The 16212-nt window shown below is 68.4% G+C and carries 20 protein-coding genes; 8 read left to right on the forward strand and 12 right to left on the reverse strand.

Annotation, left to right across the window (positions count from 1 at the left end; genetic code table 11):
• Positions 1–268 (forward strand): hypothetical protein (locus tag ACG02S_RS18205; protein WP_394471901.1); only part of this gene is annotated, 268 nt, incomplete at its 5' end.
• Between the two features lie 117 nt (positions 269–385).
• Here ACG02S_RS18205 and ptsP read toward each other — a convergent pair.
• Positions 386–2158: a phosphoenolpyruvate--protein phosphotransferase gene (gene ptsP / locus ACG02S_RS18210; protein ID WP_394471902.1), complete on the reverse strand. Its 1773-nt coding sequence runs from the start codon at positions 2156–2158 to the stop codon at positions 386–388.
• Between the two features lie 113 nt (positions 2159–2271).
• Here ptsP and ACG02S_RS18215 point away from each other — a divergent pair, with 113 nt between their 5' ends.
• The gene (locus ACG02S_RS18215; protein WP_394471903.1) at positions 2272–3081 is read left to right on the forward strand and encodes a GNAT family N-acetyltransferase; all 810 of its coding nucleotides are present in this window, start codon (positions 2272–2274) and stop codon (positions 3079–3081) included.
• Positions 3082–3093: 12 nt separating this feature from the next.
• On the opposite strand, the gene ACG02S_RS18220 is transcribed toward ACG02S_RS18215, so the two are convergent.
• Genes ACG02S_RS18220 through ACG02S_RS18230 form a run of 3 tightly spaced genes read right to left on the reverse strand, consistent with a single transcriptional unit; the run spans position 3094 to position 4271 of the window.
• Positions 3094–3363, reverse strand: a complete 270-nt coding sequence (locus ACG02S_RS18220) for an HPr family phosphocarrier protein (protein ID WP_394471904.1) — start codon at positions 3361–3363, stop codon at positions 3094–3096.
• A complete protein-coding gene (locus ACG02S_RS18225; RefSeq protein WP_394471905.1) occupies positions 3360–3752 on the reverse strand; it encodes a PTS sugar transporter subunit IIA in 393 nt (130 codons plus the stop codon). The genes ACG02S_RS18220 and ACG02S_RS18225 overlap by 4 nt, the downstream gene beginning before the upstream one ends.
• Before the next feature lie 9 nt (positions 3753–3761).
• The gene (locus ACG02S_RS18230; RefSeq protein WP_394471906.1) at positions 3762–4271 is read right to left on the reverse strand and encodes a hypothetical protein; all 510 of its coding nucleotides are present in this window, start codon (positions 4269–4271) and stop codon (positions 3762–3764) included.
• A gap of 71 nt (positions 4272–4342) precedes the next feature.
• Here ACG02S_RS18230 and ACG02S_RS18235 point away from each other — a divergent pair, with 71 nt between their 5' ends.
• The 4 genes from ACG02S_RS18235 to ACG02S_RS18250 all read left to right on the forward strand — a co-directional run bounded on the left by ACG02S_RS18235 (position 4343) and on the right by ACG02S_RS18250 (position 8484).
• Complete coding sequence (locus ACG02S_RS18235; RefSeq protein ID WP_394471907.1) at positions 4343–5608, forward strand: CaiB/BaiF CoA transferase family protein; 1266 nt, start codon at positions 4343–4345, stop codon at positions 5606–5608.
• Positions 5609–5751: 143 nt separating this feature from the next.
• Positions 5752–6900 carry a hypothetical protein gene (locus ACG02S_RS18240; RefSeq protein WP_394471908.1) on the forward strand — a complete coding sequence of 383 codons (1149 nt, stop codon included), beginning with the start codon at positions 5752–5754 and terminating at the stop codon, positions 6898–6900.
• A gap of 21 nt (positions 6901–6921) precedes the next feature.
• A complete protein-coding gene (locus ACG02S_RS18245; RefSeq protein WP_394471909.1) occupies positions 6922–7407 on the forward strand; it encodes a TlpA family protein disulfide reductase in 486 nt (161 codons plus the stop codon).
• A 75-nt stretch (positions 7408–7482) separates the two neighbouring features.
• Positions 7483–8484 carry an N-acetylmuramoyl-L-alanine amidase-like domain-containing protein gene (locus ACG02S_RS18250; RefSeq protein ID WP_394471910.1) on the forward strand — a complete coding sequence of 334 codons (1002 nt, stop codon included), beginning with the start codon at positions 7483–7485 and terminating at the stop codon, positions 8482–8484.
• Between the two features lie 9 nt (positions 8485–8493).
• Here ACG02S_RS18250 and lipA read toward each other — a convergent pair whose 3' ends face one another.
• Entirely contained in the window at positions 8494–9462 is a 969-nt protein-coding gene (lipA, locus tag ACG02S_RS18255; protein ID WP_394471911.1) for a lipoyl synthase, read from the reverse strand.
• Complete coding sequence (lipB, locus tag ACG02S_RS18260; RefSeq protein ID WP_394471912.1) at positions 9459–10127, reverse strand: lipoyl(octanoyl) transferase LipB; 669 nt, start codon at positions 10125–10127, stop codon at positions 9459–9461. Before lipB ends, lipA begins: the two co-directional genes overlap by 4 nt.
• 56 nt (positions 10128–10183) lie before the next feature.
• Here lipB and ACG02S_RS18265 point away from each other — a divergent pair, with 56 nt between their 5' ends.
• On the forward strand, positions 10184–10813 hold the full coding sequence (locus tag ACG02S_RS18265; protein WP_394471913.1) for a tetratricopeptide repeat protein: 630 nt from the start codon (positions 10184–10186) through the stop codon (positions 10811–10813).
• Positions 10814–10823: 10 nt separating this feature from the next.
• Here ACG02S_RS18265 and ACG02S_RS18270 read toward each other — a convergent pair whose 3' ends face one another.
• Genes ACG02S_RS18270 through ACG02S_RS18295 form a run of 6 tightly spaced genes read right to left on the reverse strand, consistent with a single transcriptional unit; the run spans position 10824 to position 14834 of the window.
• Positions 10824–11117: a DUF493 family protein gene (locus ACG02S_RS18270; RefSeq protein ID WP_394471914.1), complete on the reverse strand. Its 294-nt coding sequence runs from the start codon at positions 11115–11117 to the stop codon at positions 10824–10826.
• 14 nt (positions 11118–11131) lie between these two features.
• Positions 11132–12289, reverse strand: coding sequence for a D-alanyl-D-alanine carboxypeptidase family protein (locus ACG02S_RS18275; RefSeq protein ID WP_394471915.1), 1158 nt, complete (start codon positions 12287–12289; stop codon positions 11132–11134).
• A gap of 24 nt (positions 12290–12313) precedes the next feature.
• On the reverse strand, positions 12314–12937 hold the full coding sequence (locus ACG02S_RS18280; protein ID WP_394471916.1) for an alpha/beta hydrolase: 624 nt from the start codon (positions 12935–12937) through the stop codon (positions 12314–12316).
• Complete coding sequence (locus ACG02S_RS18285) at positions 12934–13260, reverse strand: (2Fe-2S) ferredoxin domain-containing protein (protein ID WP_394471917.1); 327 nt, start codon at positions 13258–13260, stop codon at positions 12934–12936. The genes ACG02S_RS18280 and ACG02S_RS18285 overlap by 4 nt, the downstream gene beginning before the upstream one ends.
• Before the next feature lie 28 nt (positions 13261–13288).
• Positions 13289–14392 carry a VanZ family protein gene (locus tag ACG02S_RS18290; RefSeq protein ID WP_394471918.1) on the reverse strand — a complete coding sequence of 368 codons (1104 nt, stop codon included), beginning with the start codon at positions 14390–14392 and terminating at the stop codon, positions 13289–13291.
• Positions 14393–14405: 13 nt separating this feature from the next.
• On the reverse strand, positions 14406–14834 hold the full coding sequence (locus ACG02S_RS18295) for a CopD family protein (protein ID WP_394471919.1): 429 nt from the start codon (positions 14832–14834) through the stop codon (positions 14406–14408).
• Positions 14835–15194: 360 nt separating this feature from the next.
• Here ACG02S_RS18295 and hemB point away from each other — a divergent pair, with 360 nt between their 5' ends.
• Complete coding sequence (gene hemB / locus ACG02S_RS18300) at positions 15195–16211, forward strand: porphobilinogen synthase (RefSeq protein ID WP_394471920.1); 1017 nt, start codon at positions 15195–15197, stop codon at positions 16209–16211.
• Position 16212: the final 1 nt, after the last annotated feature.

The following is a 16212-nucleotide window of genomic DNA, read 5'->3' on the forward strand; positions in this document are numbered from 1 at the left end:
CGCGTCGCAGTCATCAGCAAAGAGGCGAGATTTTGATCTGCTTTCGCAGCGTCGTCAAGTACTTTTGAAAAATAATTTTTCGAAGCACTCGACAAGCTCTCCAGCTCGCCCGAACCTTTCGGTCCGCCTCGCCAACCACGTCTGCGTCTTTCAACTCAGTGCTGTGATCAGCGAAGCCCACGACTGTAGCACAGCAAATCCGGAGCTTGCAAGAAGTTCGGCGAAAAACTTTCAACCACTGCTCGTCAAAGTCGGCTGCACATCTTGAACGAGGTCGCCGGCTGTCTCCAAAGAGGCCGCCCTCACGGCTGACCCGGTCTGCAGGGCCGGGCAGCCGCGGATCTATACATATAGGAGTCGCGCCCGACAGCCCTTGCCTGGCAGGTCAATGCACCACTGGGCCGCTACGCACCGGCGCCAGCGCCTTTTCCGCTTCTGCTTGCGGATCCTCGCTACCGAGCACGCGCGGCAGTGCAGCGGAGAGCCGCGCGGCGTCTGCGCGCAACACCCGTTGTTTGACGGCGGGTATCTGCGAGGGATGCATAGAGAAGCTGCGCAGCCCCATGGCCAGCAACAGCTCGGTGAAGTCCGGGTCGCCGGCCATTTCGCCGCAGACGCTGACGCCCTTGCCCGCCGAGCGCGCTTGCGCGATGGACTGGCCAATCAGTTGCAGCACGGCCGGGTGCCACGGGTCATACAGATGAGCAACCGCTTCATCGGCCCGGTCGATCGCCAGGGTGTACTGAATCAGGTCGTTGGTACCGATGGAGACGAAATCCACGTGGCGCAACAGCAGCGGCAGCATGACAGCAGCAGCCGGGATCTCGATCATCACGCCCAGTTCAACTCGCGTGTACGCATGCCCCGCATCAGACAGCTGCTGCTGCACCTTCTTGACCGTCTCGATGATCTGCCGCACCTCGGCGAGGTGAGCGACCATTGGAATCAGCAGCTTGACTTTACCGAACGCGCTCGCTCTGTAGATGGCGCGCAGCTGCTGGCGGAACATGCTGGGCTCCGCCAGGCTCCAGCGGATCGCGCGCAGACCCATCGCGGGGTTCAGCACATGCTCGTGGCGCAGTTCGTTCACTGTCAGGCGGTCCAGCGGCTTGTCGGCGCCCACGTCCACGGTGCGGATGGTGACCGGCATGCCCTTCATCGCCTCGACGGCGGCCTTGTAGGCGATGAACTGCTCCTCCTCGCTGGGCAGTTCGCCCTCGCGGTTCATGAATAGAAACTCGCTGCGGAACAGCCCCACGCCGGTCGCACCAGCGACAACGGCAGCTTCCGCGTCGGCCGGCATCTCGATGTTGGCGTGCAGCTCGATGTGCTCGCCGTCCAGCGTGACGGCCGGCGTGTGGCGCAGACGGGCCAGCCGTGCGCGTTCCAGCTCGCTCTGGCGCTGCCGGAAGCGGTACTCCTCCAGCACGATGGGCGAGGGGTTCACGATGACGGTGCCGGCATCGCCGTCGATGATGACCCAGTCGTCCTGCATGATGAGCCGCGAGGCCTCCCGCGTACCGACCACGGCCGGAATGTCCATGCTGCGGGCGACGATGGCGGTGTGCGACGTCTTGCCGCCAATGTCGGTGATGAAGCCGCGGAACACGCTGCGCTTGAACTGGATCATGTCGGCTGGCGCGATGTCGGCGGCCACCAACAGCAGCGGGTCTTCGCCACCGAAGTCGCGCGATGCGACAGCAGGCGCATCGCCCTGCGCCTGCGTCAGGGCGCGCAGCACGCGCTCGACGACCTGCTCCAGGTCGGCCTTGCGCTCGCGCAGGTAGTCGTCCTCCATCTCGTCGAACTGGCGCGCCAGCACTTCCAGCTGCGCGGACAGTGCCCACTCCGCGTTGTAGTGCCGCTCGGTGATCCATTGACTGGCGCTGCCCGTCAGGGCTTCGTCGTGCAGCAGCATCAGGTGCACATCCAGCAACGCGGCCAGTTCGTGCGGCGCGTCGTCGGGTAACTCGTCCTTCAGCGTCTGCAACTCCTGCACAACGGCGTCGCGCGCGCGCAGCAGCCGGGCAATCTCGGGCGCCACCTCATCCGGCCCGACGAAATAGTGCGCCACGTCGACGCGGCTGGACGCCACCAGCACGGCCCGGCCGATAGCCACGCCGCGCGAAACCGCAATGCCGAACACCTGGAAGCTCATCAATGCACCCTGCAGTCGAGCGGCCAATGTAGCTGCTCAGCCGCCCCGCGCCGTCATGGTTTTTTCACGAGCGCTTCACCGCCACGTCAAACCGTTTGCCCAGCATGCGGTCCATGAACACGAGCAACGACCTCCTCCCGCATGCGCTGCAGCATGCCCCGCTGATTGCGCGCGTCACGCCGCCCCTTCTGACGGCTGCGCTCAGCGTGAGCTGGGCCCGGGACGAGACCGAGGTCCGCGAGGCGCAGGCCCTGCGCTACCAGGTCTTCGCCGTTGAGATGGGCGCTCGCCTGTCACCGCCCAAAGGCGCGCCGGCCGGCCTGGACGTCGATCTGTTTGACGCCTACTGCGAACATCTGCTGGTACGTGCCGGGGGCATGGCCGGTGAGCCGGGCCCCGTCGTCGGCACCTACCGCGTGCTGACGCCTGCAGCCGCCAAGCGTGCCGGCGGCCTTTACAGCGACACGGAGTTCGATCTGACCCGCCTGCGCGCGCTGCGGCCCCGGCTGGTGGAGATCGGTCGCTCCTGTGTGCATGCGGACCACCGCAGCGGCGGCGCCATCCTGGCGCTGTGGGGTGCGCTGACGGAGTTCGTCAGCCGCAATGGCATGGATGCCATCATCGGCTGCGCCAGCGTCAGCATGCGTGACGGCGGGCATTTCGCCGCCAGTCTGTGGAAGCAGATCGCGGCGACCCACCTCGCCCCCATCGACTGCCAGGTGCGCCCGCGCCTGCCGTTGCCCGTCGAGCACCTGCGTCAAGACCTGGCCGTCGAACCGCCGGCACTGATCCGCGGCTACCTGCGCTGTGGCGCGAAGCTGATGGGCGAGCCGGCCTGGGACCCGGACTTCAACTCCGCCGACCTGCCGCTGCTGGTGCGCACCGCCGACCTGCCGGCGCGCTTCCGTCGCACAGCGGCCTGACGGCCCATCACTTCACTGGCCTTCGCCGAATTTGTCGTTGACCAGCGCGGTGATCTGGTCCTGTGCCGCCTGTTCGTCGACACCGTCCGTCTCCAGCTCGACGCTGGCACCCAGCCCGGCGGCCAGCATCATGACGCCCATGATGCTTTTGGCGTTCACACGGCGGCCGTTGCGACTCATGTAGATCTCGCACTTGAAGCTGCCGGCCAGCTTGGTCAGCTTGGCGGAGGCGCGGGCATGCAGGCCCAGCTTGTTGCTGATGGTGAGCGTGGACTTGATCATGCGTCCTGAGCGGTGGGAGTGGCAACGATGCCGGAAGCGCCGCCCTGGGCCGCGCGGTCGGCCAGCGCGTCCAGCGGCTGGGCCGAATAACAGAGAGAGCGCCACAGCATGGGCACGCTGACACCGCTGACCACGCGCACCTGGATGCCGGCCAGCCGCTGCGCGGCGTTGCTGGGGGTGGCGCCGAAGACGTCGGTCAGCACCAGCCACTCGGGCTGGCCGCTGCGGACCATCAGGTCGCGCGCGGCAGCCTCGACGGCGTCGGCCCCCATGTCCGGCGGCACGTCCAGCACGGACAGCGTGCGTGCGCAGTCCGGGTAGGTGTGTTCGGCCACCTCCCGCAGCGCAGAGGCCAGCGGGGCGTGGGCGATGATGAGCAGGCCGGGCATGCGCGGATGTTAGCCGGCGGGCCGCAGTGCGGCGCCAACGCGCAGACTGCTCACCCAAGCGTCCCAGGTCGCCGCATCGTCCTGCCGCCCGGCCATCAGCACCTGATAGACGCGCACGCCATGGGCGAACACCGCCACTCTCGTGACCCCCGTACCGCCCTCGATGCCGGCGATGCGGTAGTTGCCCGCATCGGGCAGCGGCGTCATGCCCGCCACCTGCAGTGGCTGCGGGGCAGGCAGCGGCTGGCCGAGCTTGGCGGCCAGCGCCCGCGGCATGGCCTGCAGTGCCGCGGGCGACTTGCCGGGATCGGGCAGGTCCGCCCAGGAGAGCGCGAAGTTCAGGCCACCGGCCTCGCAGCGCGCCAGGCCCATCGCGCCCTGGCCCGGCCGGGCCGGACGCTGCTCGACATCAGGCTTGCAGGGGAACAGCACAGCGACGCCTGCGCCTTCCGGTCGGGCCTCCCGCCAGTTCAGCGTCGGCTGGCAGGCCGACAGGCACACGACCAGCAAGGGGAGCACGAGGACAAATCCGGCGGGAGGACGGGGGCGCATCGGCGAATTATCGGCAGCCGCACGGCCACAATTCCGTGATGCAAGCGTTGCCCCTCCCCCAAGCTCCCCAAGTTCCCCAAACACCCCAGGCGCTGTCTGGCGTGCGCGTGCTGGACCTGTCGCGCGTGCTCGCCGGCCCCTGGTGCACGCAGACGCTGGCCGACCTGGGCGCCGATGTCATCAAGATCGAGCGCCCCGGCAGCGGCGACGACACGCGCGCCTGGGGACCGCCCTATCTGAAGGACGCCGACGGGCAGGACACGTCCGAGGCCGCCTACTTCCTGGGCGCCAACCGCAACAAGCGCTCGCTGGCCGTGGATCTGGCTACGCCAGAGGGCCAGGCCATCGTGCGCCGCTTGGCCGGCCAGGTGGACGTGCTGGTGGAGAACTTCAAGGTCGGCGACCTGGCCCGCTACGGGCTGGACGCGCGAAGCCTGCTGGCTGATCACCCGGGCCTGGTGATCTGTTCCATCACCGGCTTCGGTCAGACCGGCCCCTACGCCGAGCGTGCCGGCTACGACTACGCGGTACAGGGCATGGGCGGACTGATGAGCGTGACCGGCGAGCGCGACGACCTGCCCGGCGGCGGCCCGCAGAAGGTGGGCGTGGCCGTGGCCGACCTGTTCACCGGCATGTATGCCACCGTCGCCATCCTGGCCGCCCTTCGCCACCGCGACGCCACCGGCCAGGGCCAGGTCATCGACATGGCCCTGTTCGACACCCAGCTGGCGATGCTCGCCAACCTGGGCAGCAACTACTTGTGCAGCGGCAAGGCGCCCGGCCGCATGGGCAACGCGCACCAGAACATCGTGCCCTACCAGGTGTTCGAGGCCCGCGACGGCCACCTGATCCTGGCCGTGGGCAACGACCGCCAATTCGCCAAGTTCTGCGACATCGCCGGCCGACCGGACTGGGCGGCCGACCCGCGCTTTGCGACCAACGCCGAGCGCGTGCGCCACCGCGCGGCGCTGGTGCCGCTGCTGGAAGACGCCGTGCGCCAGCGTCCGCGGGCCGACTGGCTGGCCGCGCTGGAGGCGGCCAAGGTGCCGTGCGGCTCCATCAATTCCATTGCGGAGGCGCTGGCCGACCCGCAGGCCGAAGCACGCGGCGCCGTGGTGGGGCTCGACCATCCGCTGACGCCCGACCTGCGGCTGATCGCCAGCCCGATGAAACTGTCCGCCACGCCCGTGCAATACCGCCATGCGCCGCCGCTGCTGGGCCAGCACAGCCGCGAGCTGCTGCGGGAGGCCGGCTGCAGCGACGCCGACATCGATGCGTGGCTGGCCGCAGGCGTCGTCGCTTGAGGGCAAACCCGCCCCTGAACCCAGGGTTTCCCCCCAGGCCAAGGGATGGAGAGCAAGCCCGCAAGCATTGAGGATGACGTTTCACCGTTCGCGGCAATCCCTAATATGAAGTTCCGCTGCCGCAGCTTCGTCTCCGTCGGGCCATGTCCACACCGCCGTCCTCTGCGCCCGCCAGCGCTGCCAACGATGTCACCCCTGAACCCTCACCGGTGCAGTGGGCGGACATCGTCCAGCAATTGGGCGCCGAGATCGCGGGCCCGCTGAGCGCGGCGCTGGAGCAGATCCAGAATCTGGCCACCACGGGCCAGATCGACCGCCGCGGCCTGCGCCTGCTGCGCCGCAGCGTGGATGACGCCCGCACCGCCGGCATGCTGGGCCAGCAACTGGCCCGGCTGGCCTCGGGCCGGCTGCGCCTGAACCGCGAGCGCCAGCACCTGACGCAGATGCTGCGCAGCGTGCTGGCCCAGCGCAGCCGCGAGACGCAGGTGCGCGGCGTGCAGGTACGCCAGGCGTTGAAGCCGGTGGAGATCTGGGCCGATGGCGCCCTGCTGTTCGCGCTGCTGAACGCGCTGATGGACTGGGCGCTGGCCAACACGCACTCGTCGGTGGATCTGCGCCTGGACCTGACACCCTGGCCGGTCAAGGCGCGGCTGAGCTGCCGCTTTGCGCACCGCTCGCTGGACCTGATCAGCGCCCCGCCCAGCGAGGAGCGCCAGACGCCGGGGCTGGATTCGCTGGCCTGGCGCCTGCTAGAACAGACTGCCATCACGCTCGGCGTGCTGCCGCTGCGCGAGCAGGAGGCCGGCATCACGCTGCTGACGCTGGAGTTCAACCAACTGGCGCCCGATGAAGCGCCGCCGCCGGACAGCACGCACGCCCGGCTGGAGGCCGAGGCTGAGCGCATGGGCGGCAATTCGCGGCCGCTGGCGGGTTGCCAGCTGCTGATACTGTCGGCCAACCGCGATCTGCGCACGGAGGCGCAGACGGCCGTACGACAGATGGGCATGCTGGTGGATGTGGTGGGCAGCGTCGCCGAAGCCGAGCAGTTCTGCCGCGAAGGCCTGCCGCATGCGGTGCTGTTCGACGCCGCGCTGACGGACGACGCCCTGCTGCAGCTGATTGCCTCGGTCTCGCGCGAAGCGCCTGACGTGGCTTTCGTCGAGATGTTCGACGCCGAGCACCGCACACAGCTGTCCACCGCCACCCGCGATGGCGTGGCGCGCATCTCGCGCCGCAACCTGGCCGAAGCCCTGCCGTCGCTGCTGATGTTCGAGCTGTCGCGTCGGAATTAGCCTTCTTTCTAGAATGCGGCCATGCTGAATCGCCGCGCCCTTGCCCTGTCCGCCCTGAGCGTCGCCCTGCTGGCGGGCTGCGCCAAGGAGCAGGCGCCCGCCGTGGACTACACGCTGCTGGACGGCAGCAAAGTCACCTCACAGCAATGGGCCGGCAAGGTCATGCTGGTGAACTTCTGGGCCACCAGCTGTGCGACCTGCGTGAAGGAGATGCCGCAGATCGTCGCCACGCACGACAAGTTCAAGTCCCGCGGCTTCGACACGCTGGCCGTGGCCATGAGCTACGACCCCCCGGCCTTCGTCGCCCGCTTCGCCGAGACGCGCAAGCTGCCGTTCGGCGTGGCCATCGACAACACCGGCAGCGTGGCCAACGCCTTCGGCCCGGTGCAGATGACGCCCACGACGCTGCTGATCAACAAGCGCGGCGAGATCGTCAAGCGCTACGTCGGCGAGCCCGACTTCGCAGCGCTGCACGGCCTCATCGAGAAGCTGCTGGCTGAGGCCTGAGCCCTTCAGCCGCCGTTATGGGAGCCGCACAAGCTCTCATGACCGCACGGCGGGCCGCGGGCTGACACTGCGGAGATGACCACCAAGACCCTTGCCGCGCTGGCCGTCACGCTGCTGCTGGCCGCCTGCGCCCATCAACCGCCAACGCCGCCCGCGCCGCCCAAGGTCGAGCCCACCGCCGCCCAGGTGGCGCATGCGCGCCGCACCGGGCTGGACGCGACGCAGATCGCCTACTTGATGAACAAGCCGCTGTACCAGATGCAGCCGGTCGAGGTGGGCCGCTACCTGGCCTGGCAACAGCTGGACCAGCCGGACCTGCGCCAACGCATCGCGGCCATCGCGCGAAAGAACATCGGCCAGCCCTACGAGCTGTTCCTGCTGGGCGAGTTCCCGTACGAGACCTACGACACCCAGCCGCTGTTCAGCCTTGCCAAGAGCGACTGCGTGGTGTTCGTCGAGCACACCTACGCCATGGCGCTGAGTTCGTCGTGGGAGGAGTTCTTCTGGGTGCTGCAGCGCATCCGCTACCGCGACGGCGTCATCGGCACCGCCACGCGCAACCACTACACGGAAGCTGACTGGAACGTCGCCAACAACTGGCTGGTGACCGATGTGACCCGCACGCTGGGCGCGCCGACGCAGCCTTACCACCAGCGCATCGACCGCCAGGCCTTTCTGCTGAAGCAGTTCAAGATCCAGCGCGACGTGCCGGTGCAGCCGTTCGACGACGTCTACATCGCCAAACAGGACGTGGCCGCCATCGAGGCGCAGCTGCAGGACGGTGACTTCGTCAACGTGATCTCGGGCCGCAACGGCAACCACTACGCATCGCACGTCGGTTTGATCGTCACCGGCGCCGATGGCTCGCGCCGGCTGCTGCATTCCGCCGAGCCGCAGGTGCGCGAAGAAACGCTGCAGGGCTTCATCGCCCGCATGGCGCAGCGCGATGCCCGCAACGCCGGTCAGAACAAGGTGACGCTGTCGGGCTTCAAGTTCCTGCGGTTGAACGATGCGCCGCAGGTGCCCCCGATGGCGCCGCAGCCGCGCCCCGGCAAGCCGGTGGTGCTGCCGGGTTGATCAGCCCGATCAGGCGACGGCCACGGGGTTCAGCACGCCGTGGGCCTGCTGGTCCGCGTGGTAGCTGCTACGCACCATCGCGCCCACGGCCGCGTGCGTGAAGCCCAGCTCGTAGGCTTCCTTCTCGAACTGCTTGAACATGTCCGGCGTCACGTAACGACGCACCGGCAGGTGGTGGCCGGACGGCGCCAGGTACTGGCCGATGGTGATCATGTCGATGTCGTGCGCACGCATGTCGCGCATGACCTGGCGGATCTCGTCGTCCGTCTCGCCCAGGCCCACCATGATGCCGCTCTTGGTCGGCACGCCCGGCACGGCGGCCTTGAAGTCCTTCAACAGGTTCAGGCTGAACTGGTAGTCCGAACCCGGGCGCGCTTCCTTGTACAGGCGCGGCGCGGTCTCCAGGTTGTGGTTCATCACGTCGGGCGGCGCGGCCTTCAGGATGTTCAGCGCGCGGTCGGCGCGGCCACGGAAGTCAGGCACCAGCACCTCGATCTGCGTGGACGGCGACAGCTCACGCGTCCTGGTGATGCACTCGGCGAAGTGGGCGGCGCCGCCGTCCTTCAGGTCGTCGCGGTCCACGCTGGTGATGACCACGTACTTCAGCTTCAGCGCCGCGATGGTCTTGGCCAGGTTCAGCGGCTCGTCCACGTCCAGCGGGTCCGGGCGGCCATGGCCCACATCGCAGAACGGGCAGCGGCGGGTGCACTTGTCGCCCATGATCATGAACGTGGCCGTGCCCTTGCCGAAGCACTCGCCGATGTTGGGGCAGGACGCCTCCTCGCAGACCGTGTGCAGCTTGTGCTCGCGCAGGATCTGCTTGATCTCGTAGAAGCGGGTGCTGGGCGAGCCGGCCTTCACGCGGATCCAGTCGGGCTTTTTCAGCACCTCGGCCGGCACGATCTTGATCGGGATGCGCGAGGTCTTCGCCTCTGCCTTCTGCTTGATCGTCGGGTCGTAGGTCGTCGTGTCGGTCATGGTGTCAACTGGGCCGAGAGCCGCTCGGCAAGCCGGGAGGCCGCAGTCGGCCAGTCGGTGGAAACCCCGATTTTATCGAGGGATGTGGTTTCAAGGCCCTGGTAGCCGCAGGGGTTGATGCGCTGAAAGGGTTCCAGGTCCATCGCGACGTTCAGCGCCAGGCCATGGAAGGTGCAGTGGCGGTTGACCTTGATGCCCAGAGCGGCGATCTTGGCCAGGCCCTGGAAGGCGTGGGTCGGATCGGTGGGGCCGGTCAGCGCGGCGTGGCCCCCCGGGTCGGCCGGGCGCACGTAGATGCCCGGTGCGCCGGCGACGCGCAGGCCGGTCACGTCGTAGCCGTCCAGCGTCTGGATCAGCGCCGTCTCCAGCCGGAACACGTACTCCTTCACGTAGATGCCCAGGCGACGCAGGTCCACCAGCGGGTAGGCGGTGACCTGACCCGGGCCGTGGTACGTGACCTGCCCCCCACGCTCGGTCGGCACGACCGGGATGTCGCCCGGCAGCAGCAGGTGCTCGGGCTTGCCCGCGATGCCCTGCGTGAAGGTGGGCGGGTGCTCGCACAGCCACAACTCGTCGGGCGTGTCGGCATTGCGCGTGGCCGTGAAGGCGCGCATGGCCTCCAGCGTGGGCAGGTAATCCACCCGCCCCAGAGTCTTGACGATCATGCAGGCATCATAGGCAGCGCCTGTAAGCCCTCGCTCTGCTGAGCCGACTCGCCGTGATGAAGACCGCACTGACCGCCACCCTGCTGCTGGCCGCAGCGTTGACCCATGCCGCCACGCTGTCCGACGCGCTGACCGCCTACGACGACGGCGACCTGAAGACGGCGGCCCGGGGCTTCACCGAAGCGGCCACCCGGGGCGAGGCGCTGGGCCAGTTCAACCTCGCCATGATGCATCTGCGCCGCGAACTGCCCGGCCCCAGCGATGCCCAGGCATGGCAGCTGCTGCAGCGCGCCGCCGCGCAGCGGTACGCGCTCGCCGAGAACGCGATGGGCGAGATGATCGAGCAGGGGCGTCACGGCAAGCCCGACCCCACGGCCGCGTGCGACTGGTTCGAACGCGCGGCCGAACATGGCAACGGCGACGGGGCGCTGGCGACCGCGACCTGCTTCTACCTCGGCAGAGGCCGCGCGCAGGACATGGTCCAGGCCCATCGCTGGTACCTGGAAGCCGCCAAGGCCGGGGACGTCGGCGCGCAATACCTGGTCGCGTCGATGTTCGAGACCGGGCTGGGTGTGGCGGCGGATGACCGGCTGGCCCGCTACTGGTATGCCGCGGCGGCCAGCAACGGGGATGTGGCCGCACGGGCCAAGGTGAAGGCGATGGACGCGGCCGCCGCCTCGAGCTGAGGGGCGAGGATCAGAGCACGACCTTGACCATGGGGTGCGTGGTCAGCGTGCGGTAGATCTCGTCCAGCTGCTCGCGGCTGGTAGCCGTGATCGTGATCGTCAGGCCCAGGTAGTTGCCGCCCTTGCTGGGGCGCTGCTCGATGGTGGACGCATCGAAGGTCGGGTCGAACTGCCGCGCCACGTGGGCGATGGCCTCGACGAACCCCTCCACCTGCGCGCCCATGACCTTGATGGGGAACTGGGACGGGTACTCGATCAGCGACTGCTCGGGCGGGACCTCGGGCAACTCAGGGGGCAGGTTCATGGCGGCGTCCTCGCTCACTTGATCCACAGGCGGATGGAGTCGAATGCGCGACCGAGGATGCCGGCCTGTGGCACGCCTTCCTGCACGATCAGCGGCACCTCGGCCACCAGCGTGCCGCCCGTGGTCGTCACGCGCAGCGTGCCCACGCGCTGGCCCTTGTTCAGCGGCGCCACCAGCGGGTCGGTGCGCTCGACCTGCGTCTGCAGCTTGGCGGACTCACCACGCGGCACGGCCACGAACACCGCATCGGGCGCGCCCAGCTTGGCTTCCTTGGCGTCGCCCTTCCAGACCGGCACGGTCGCGATGGCCTTACCGGCATCGAAGACCTTGATCGCGTCGAAAGCGGTGTAGCCCCAATTCAGCAGTTTCTGGCTCTCGCTGGCGCGCGCTTCCTTGGAGCTGGTGCCCATGACCACGCTCAGCAGGCGGCGCTTGCCGTTCGGAAAATCGCGGTTGGCGCTGGACACCAGGCAGTAGCCGGCGGCCTCGGTGTAGCCGGTCTTCATGCCGTCCACCGACGGGTCGCGGCGCAGCAGCAGATTGCGGTTGTCCTGGCGGATCTTGTTGAAGGTGTAGTCGCGCTGCGAGTAGTAGCCGTAGTACTCGGGGAAGTCCTTGATGATGTGCGACGCGATGATGGCGATGTCCCGCGCGCTGGCCTTGTGGCCGGGCTCGCTCATGCCCGTCACGTTGCGGAACTCGGTGTTCTTCAGGCCCCAGGCCTGGGCCTGGCGGTTCATCAGTTGCACGAAGCCCTCGACCGTGCCACCCACGCCCTCGGCCAGCGCCACGGCGGCGTCGTTGCCGCTCTGGATGATGAGGCCGCGCAGCAGCTCGTCGACCTTGGGCGTCATCGTCGTGTCGATGAACATCAGCGACGGGTCGCCTTTGCGCTCGTCCCACGCGCGCTTGGACACCGGCAGCGTCTGCTCCAGCGTCAGCTTCTTGTCGCGCAGCGCGCCGAAGACGACATAGGCCGTCATCAGCTTGGTCAGCGAGGCAGGGTCCTGCGGCGTGTCGGCGTCGCGCTCGGTCAGCGTCTTCTGCGCGGTCAGGTCGATCAGCACGTAGTTGCGCGAGGCGATCTCGGGCGGCTGGGGCGCCTGGGCCCGGGCGGTCAGCGTCGAAGTGGCGAGAACCGCAGCGAGGAAGGAGGCAAGCAGTCTTTTCATCGAATCGGTTTCAGGGCGCGAGGGTCAGACCTTGGTGGGGTCGAACGCGCGCACCACAAGAGACTTGAGCAGCGGCAGCTGCCCATGGAAGAAGTGGCCCACGCCGGGGACGACGGTGACGGGCAGACTCTGCGGCCGTGCCCAGTCGAGCACGGCGGAGAGCGGCACCACGTCGTCGACCTCGCCGTGGATGACCACGGTGTCGGCCGGCACGGGAGCGGTATCGAACCGGCTGGTGGCGGGGCCGACCAGCACGAGGCGTTGCGCCGGATCGCTGAGCCGCTGTGCAGCACACGACGCGACATAGCCGCCGAAGGAAAAGCCCGACAGGATCAGCGTCTCGCCGGGCGCGCGCACGGCGTCGAGCACCGCCAGCGCGTCATCCACCTCGCCGCGGCCTTCGTCCCAGCCGCCCTCGGATTGGCCGATGCCGCGGAAGTTGAAGCGCACGGCCCGCCAGCCGAGCTGGATGAAGGCGCGCGCCAGCGTCTGCACGACCTTGTTGTCCATCGTGCCGCCCTGCGTGGGGTTGGGATGGCAGATCAGCGCCGTGCCGATCGGCGTCGTCCCGCCGGCGGGCAGGTCGATGGCGATCTCGATCTGGCCGGCCGGGCCGGACACCAGGCGCTTTTCGGTCTGTGCGTTCATCGGCCGACGTTGTCCGGCAGCACCAGGCGCTCGACGACCTGGCCGTCGCGCAGATGGCTCTCGACGATCTCGTCGATGTCGCCCTGGTCGACCCACGAGTACCAGACGTCCTCGGGATACACCACGGCCACCGGGCCGCCCGCGCAGCGGTCCAGGCAGCCCGCCTTGTTGACGCGCACGCCGCCCTTGCCCGCCAGGCCCAGCTGCTTCACGCGCGACTTGCAGTGGTCGAAGGCTGCCTGCGCGTTGTGGTCGGCGCAGCTGCCCTCCCCATTGGTGCGCTGGTTCAGGCAGAAGAAGACGTGTCGCTCGTAGTAGCTCATGACCATCGATTCTCGCACCGTGCCCCACTCAGCCCGGCCGCTGCACCAGCCGGGCGGTCAGCCAGATCAGCGCCACGAAAGGCCAGGTCCAGGCGGCCCAGCGCGTGAGGCCGTACAGGTTGACGAAACGGCCATGCTCCCAGGCCTGCAGGTTCAGCGCCAGATAGGGGTCGCTGGGTGCCACGCTGATGAGGCCGATCAGCGTGCAGAACACCAACAAGCCTAGCGCCGCGGCCACGCGCGACGGCAGCAGGCAGGCCAGCAGGCACAGCACCATGCCCAGCCCCACGCCGGGACGCGTCGCGTCGCTGAGCCAGGCCCAGGCGTGGTCTGGGCCGAAGGCCATCGCTGTCGCAGTTGCCGTGCCCAGCAGGCCCAGCAGCACCGCGCCGGCGGCCAGCGCCACACGGCGCAGGCCCGGTCGCGCCACCGTGATCATCAGCAGCACGGGCGCCACCAGCCCCAGCGCAATGGCCAGCGATTGCAGCCCCGGTGGCAGTTGGTGCTCGACGACGGCCGCGTCCCCCCAGTCCAGCGCCCACGGCGTGCCGGCCAGCGCGTCCACCAGCGCCTCGCGCAACCAGGGCAGCCACTGTCCGAGGCCGAACGGCAGCGGCGTCGGGTACAGCAGCGCCACTGGCCACAGTGCCAGCAGGGCCAGCGCCGGCGCGCTGCTGGCGCCGAACCAGTGGTCGCGCATGTCCTCCCAGCGCTCCAGCCCGCCCAGCGCATGCAGCAGCAGCCCCAGCATTGCGCCCAGCGTGCTGCCGGCGGAATTCAGCGTCCAGTCCGACAACGACGGCACGCGGCCGGGCACGAAAAACTGCAGCGTCTCCATCGCGAACGACAGCAGCGGCCCCGGCAGCAGTCCCAGCAGCAGCGCGCCTCGCAGACCCCAGCCCGAACGCATCGCCGCGGCAAAGCCCAGCAGGCCCAGAGGGACGTAGCCCAGGAGGTTGGCCTGCAGGTCGTAGACATAAAAACGTGGCGGCCAGGGCAGCCCGAACAGCCAGGGCATGCCCATGCCCGGCGGCCAGCGCCACGGGAAGAACGGGTACAGGCTGGCGTAGACCACCAGCCCGATGTGAGCCAGCATCAGCCATGTGGCGGAGCTTTGGCGGCGGTGGCGCAAGCCAGCGTCTCCGTCAGAACGGCTTGACCGTCACCAGCACGACGATGGCGGCGAAGAGCAGAACTGCCATCTCGTTGTAGACGCGGAACCAGCGGTGGCTGCGGCGGTTCGCCAGTTGCTCGAAGTCGCGCAGCAGGCGGCGGTTGTAGTGGTGATAGCCGACGACCGCGACCACCAGCGCCAGCTTGGCGTGCAGCCAGCCGCTGCCCGCAAAGCGCGTGGCGCCCCAGCCCATCCACACCCACAGGCCCAGCAGCAGTGCCACGCCCATCAGGATGCTGCTGAAGCGATGCAGCTTGTGCGCCATCAGCAGCAGGCGCTCCCGCTCGGCATGGCTGTCGGCCGGCACCGTGGCCAGGTTCACGAAGATGCGAGGCAGGTAGAACAGGCCGGCGAACCAGGCCGCGACGAAGACGATGTGAAAGGCTTTGACCCAGAGCATGGGGTCATTATGAAAGCCGTGCCATCACCGCGTTGTCAGCCGAAGTCGCCTGCGGAGCCCTTGCCATCGGCTAACCATTCCCCTTGCCGGGCTGGTAGAGGACTTTCACCTCCGAGTAGGTGCGCACTGCCGGGCGCACCAATAAAAAAGGCCCCGGTAGAACCGGGGCCCGCAAAGCCTTATCGCTGTCATCACGTCAAGGCTCCTGCTCAGGGAGGAAAAGCAGGGAACGACCACCTTGCGGCTATCATTCGCGAACGATTTTAGCGCGCTTGAGCGGAGGCGTCACGAATAAATGATGCCGCGATGTGTTGTCCATCACGCGCCGGGCCGCAGCCCCCGCAGATCAAGGATTCGCACGTGAGCCGCTCACTTCTGACACCCCCCGCCTACCCTGCCGCGCGCCCACGCCGGCTGCGCCGTGATGCGTTCACGCGCGCCCTGGTGCGCGAGCACGCCGTCACGGCGAACGACCTGATCCTGCCGGTCTTCATCCAAGAGGGCGAGAACCGCGTCGATGCCGTCGCCAGCATGCCCGGCGTGTCGCGCCAGAGCCTGGACCACCTGCTGCGCACTGCCGAACAGTGTGTCGAGCTGGGCGTGCCAGTCATCGCGCTGTTCCCGGTCATCGACGCCGCGCTGAAGACGCCAGACGGCGCCGAGGCGCTGAACCCCGACGGCCTGGTGCCGCGCGCGGTGCGCGCGCTGAAAGCCAAGTTCCCGCAGCTCGGCGTGTTGACCGACGTGGCGCTGGACCCGTTCACCAGCCACGGCCAGGACGGCGTCATCGACGACAGCGGCTACATCATCAACGACGTCACCGTCGGCATCCTGGCCAAGCAGGCGCTGGTGCAGGCCGAAGCCGGCGTGGACATCGTCGCGCCCAGCGACATGATGGATGGGCGCATCGGCGCCATCCGACAGGCGCTGGAAGCCGCCGGCCACATCCACACGCGCATCATGGCGTACAGCGCCAAGTACGCCAGCAGCTTCTACGGCCCCTTCCGCGACGCGGTGGGTTCGGCCGGCAACCTGGGCAAGGCCGACAAGAAGACTTACCAGATGGACCCCGGCAACAGCGACGAGGCGCTGCGCGAGGTGGCGCTGGACCTGGCCGAAGGCGCCGACATGGTGATGGTGAAGCCCGGCATGCCCTACCTGGACATCGTGCGGCGAGTGAAGGACGAGTTCCGCGTGCCGACCTTCGCGTACCAGGTCAGCGGCGAGTACGCGATGGTCAAGGCCGCCGCGGCCAACGGCTGGCTGGACCACGACGCCGTGATGATGGAGTCCCTGCTGGCGTTCAAGCGGGCCGGCGCCGATGGCGTGCTGACTTACTTCGCGCTGGACGCCGCGCGGCTGCTGAAGCAGGGCTGAT

Source organism: Pelomonas dachongensis (assembly GCF_043555865.1).
In the GTDB taxonomy this organism is placed as follows: Bacteria; Pseudomonadota; Gammaproteobacteria; order Burkholderiales; family Burkholderiaceae_C; genus Pelomonas; species Pelomonas dachongensis.